Source organism: Mesorhizobium sp. M7A.F.Ca.CA.002.05.1.1 (assembly GCF_003998335.1).
GTDB lineage: Bacteria > Pseudomonadota > Alphaproteobacteria > Rhizobiales > Rhizobiaceae > Mesorhizobium.
In genome coordinates this window covers 1-1,186 of sequence record NZ_RZQI01001291.1, presented here as the reverse complement: position 1 = coordinate 1,186, position 1,186 = coordinate 1, and the positions used below count along the sequence as shown (strand labels likewise).

Genomic DNA, 1,186 nt, shown 5'->3' with positions numbered 1-1,186 from the left:
TCTCGATGGCGCCGGTGTCGGTGACCTGCTTCATGCCACGGCTCTCGACCAGTTGGCGAGGGTCGCCGCCCTCATTCCAGACGATCTCGAACAGGTCCTTGGCGATCTTGCCGGAGATGGTGCCATCCTTGATCAGATCGATGACCGCACCGAGCTGCTCGGGTGAAACCGGAGCGTTTTCAATGTCTTTTCCGGCCTTGTTCAATTGCCCGAGCAGATCGTTGATGACCCAATTGGCGGCAAGCTTGCCGTCGCGGCCGGCGGCCACCTTCTCGAAATAATCGGCGATCGGCTTTTCCGACACCAGGATCGAGGCGTCATAGACGGACAGGCCGAGCGACGCGATCAGCCGCGCCTTCTTGTCGTCCGGCAGTTCCGGCAATTCCTTGGCCAGCGCATCGACATAGGCCTGGTCGAATTCCAGCGGCAAAAGGTCGGGATCGGGGAAGTAGCGGTAATCATGCGCCTCTTCCTTGGAGCGCATCGAACGCGTCTCGCCCTTGACGGCGTCGAACAGCCGCGTCTCCTGATCGATCTTGCCGCCATCCTCGAGGATGGCGATCTGCCGGCGCGCCTCATAGTCGATGGCCTGGCCGATGAAGCGGATCGAGTTGACGTTCTTGATCTCGCAGCGCGTGCCGAACTCGCCGCCCGGCCTGCGCACCGAAACGTTGACGTCGGCGCGCATCGAACCTTCGTCCATGTTGCCGTCGCAGGTGCCGAGATAGCGCACGATGGTGCGCAGCTTGGTGACATAAGCCTTGGCCTCGTCGGCCGAGCGCATGTCCGGCTTGGAGACGATCTCCATCAGCGCCACGCCGGAGCGGTTGAGATCGACATAGGACATGGTCGCATGCTGGTCGTGCATCGACTTGCCGGCATCCTGCTCCAGATGCAGCCGCTCGATGCCGACCTCGATGTCCTCGAATTCGCCCTGGCGGTCCGGGCCGACCGAAACGATCACCGTGCCTTCGCCGACGATCGGCTGCTTGAACTGCGAGATCTGGTAGCCCTGCGGCAGGTCGGGATAAAAGTAGTTCTTCCGATCGAAGACCGACTTGTGGTTGATCTGCGCCTTCAGCCCCAGGCCGGTGCGGATCGCCTGCTTGACGCATTCCTCGTTGATGACCGGCAGCATGCCCGGCATCGCCGCATCGACCAGGCTGACATTGGCGTTGGGCGGCGC

1 protein-coding gene is annotated in these 1,186 nt (G+C 62.2%); it reads right to left on the bottom strand.

From position 1 onward, the window contains the following. Positions 1 to 1,186 (bottom strand): Asp-tRNA(Asn)/Glu-tRNA(Gln) amidotransferase subunit GatB (gene gatB / locus EN939_RS34975; RefSeq protein WP_127271923.1); only part of this gene is annotated, 1,186 nt, incomplete at both ends.